At 52.8% G+C, this 2226-nt stretch carries 2 protein-coding genes; both read right to left on the bottom strand.

Annotated elements, in window-relative coordinates; translation table 11 throughout:
- Positions 1–129 precede the first annotated feature (129 nt).
- A complete protein-coding gene (locus tag GX030_02820) occupies positions 130–753 on the bottom strand; it encodes a pentapeptide repeat-containing protein (protein NLV91313.1) in 624 nt (207 codons plus the stop codon).
- 122 nt (positions 754–875) lie between these two features.
- Complete coding sequence (locus GX030_02815) at positions 876–1961, bottom strand: glycerol dehydrogenase (GenBank protein NLV91312.1); 1086 nt, start codon at positions 1959–1961, stop codon at positions 876–878.
- Between the last annotated feature and the right edge of the window lie 265 nt (positions 1962–2226).

The raw sequence follows: 2226 nt of genomic DNA, 5'->3' as shown, positions 1-2226 counted from the left end.
TCGTAGGACAGCCAAAGGAGTTTCTTCGTCTTTCCATTCCAGTACAAGGGTACTAGCCGCTGCTCCTGAAGGGAGGAGGAGGAAGGATAAAACCATATATAACATCCTCCTTTTATGCTTACCGGCCATCTACTCAAGTACAGCGCCCAGAGCCTTGGCATAGGCGACGGCAAAGGGTACATCAATCTTGACTCCACGCAGATCCACATTGCGCAGATCCGTACCCTCGACCCGGGTCTGTCTCAGGTTCGCTCCCCTCAAGCGAGCCTGTGAGAGATTGGCCCGTGATAGATTTGCTCCTTGCAGATCGGCCTCTTCCAAGTTACATGCCCGCAGATCAGCCTCCACCAACTGGATCGGGCCCAGTCGCTGATTACTCAGGTCTTGATACTGCAAATCGACGAAGGACCAATCGCCTCCAAAGATAGTGCACCCCGAAAGAACCGCTGATGCAAAGCTGCTTCCCAATAAGCGGCAATGGTGGAACACAGCCCCAAACATCACTGCCCTAGAAAATGTACAGTTAGTAAAGCTGGTAAATCGGTGCTGAGAACCCCCTAAGGACGCATTGTTGAAGTTGCAGTCCTCAAAGTGACTGGATTCAGTCCTGCACTCCGGCATCCGCGCTGAGGAGAAATCACACCGAATAAATCTGCAATGATGCAGTTCCGCTTCTTCAAAGGATACTCCAGAAAAGCTGATGTCCTCGAAGGTCTCATGGTGTAGTCTCAACCCTGTAAAGTCTACCTGCAAACCTGTTCGCCTCCCTCCTTCTACTAATTCCACTTCAGATCGACTGATACCTATAGAAAAATGCCCGTCCCTGACCCAAGGGCAAGGGGCGGACACTTGAACACACTATCTACCTAGTCTAGCTAGAGGTAGTCACGGCCTAAGGCATCCGTTGCCACAATGGCATTGTATACCAGCTCGGCGGTCACAGGGAAGGGCATATTGTGGATGGTCTCTTCCTTGACCGTCGCTGCCTCGGCCACCTTCATCAAGTCTTCCTTGCTGGGAGAGGGTAGGTTCAATTCCTCCAGGGTGACCGGAAGACCCATCATGACACAGAATTCCATCACTTCGTCAATCTCATGGGCAGGCCGGTCTTCAAGCACCATCTGAACCAGAGTGGAGAAGGCCACCTTTTCACCATGATACAGGCTGTTAGTTGCCTCCAAGGCAGTAAAACCGTTGTGAATCGCGTGGGCCGCCGCCAAGCCACCGCTTTCAAAGCCCAAACCAGAAAGCAGCGTATTGGCTTCAACCACCCGCTCCAGCGCGGGAGTCACTACCTTTCGCTCAGCAGCCAGTTTGGCCTGATAGCCATACTCCATCAGAGTATCAAAACACAATTCCGCAAGACTGCGCGCGGCTTCCGTCATCGCGCCACCGGCTACGTTTGCTGCATGGCTATGGGCGCAGGCTTCCGCTTCAAAGTGAGTGGCTAGCGCATCACCGATCCCGGAAACCAGGAAGCGGACCGGAGCCTCGGCAACAATTTGTGTGTCCATCAAAACTAGTTCAGGGTTCTTTGGTAGAAACAGGTAGCTGTCGAAGACTCCCTCTGGAGTGTACAGAACCGAAAGGGCACTACAGGGAGCGTCGGTGGAAGCCGTAGTCGGAACGATGGCCACCGGAAGCCCAGCGTAATGGGCGACAGCCTTTGCCGTATCTACCGTCTTGCCTCCACCCACCCCAACAACGACGTCGGCACCAACGCTTTTCACCTGCTCCACCAGACGATCCACCTCTGGCCTGGAGCTTTCCCCGCCGAACCGTTCCATCTCGTTGGGGAAATCTGCTAACCCCCCACTTAAAACCTCCTGCATGTTATCGACTACAAAGGGATCGACCACCACCAATGCCTTGGACCCCAATTTCCCTAAGTATTCGTGGAGGGATTGCAAGGCATTGGCACCTTGAACATATCTCCCAGGACTTGCCAAAATTCTATTCACTTCATCGCCTCCTTAAATATCCATCTTCGTGGAGCCTTTTCCCCTTTTGAAAGCTGACTAAGCACGCCCTGTCCTATTTTCACTCAAATTTCATATCCTATGCTGGTTCCCATACCGGCGTACAGGCAGACTAAAAACAAAAAAGACAGCCAGGCACAATTACCTAGCTGTCATGTGAAAAGGTATTCGGCAACGTGCTACTCTCCCACCGGGTCACCCCGGAAGTACCATCGCCGCTGGAGGGCTTAACTGCTGTGTTCGAGAC

The organism is Bacillota bacterium, from assembly GCA_012727955.1.
In the GTDB taxonomy this organism is placed as follows: domain Bacteria; phylum Bacillota; class Limnochordia; order DTU087; family JAAYGB01; genus JAAYGB01.
The sequence above is the reverse complement of the archived record's forward strand: the minus strand, read 5'-3'. Positions and strand labels throughout refer to the sequence as shown.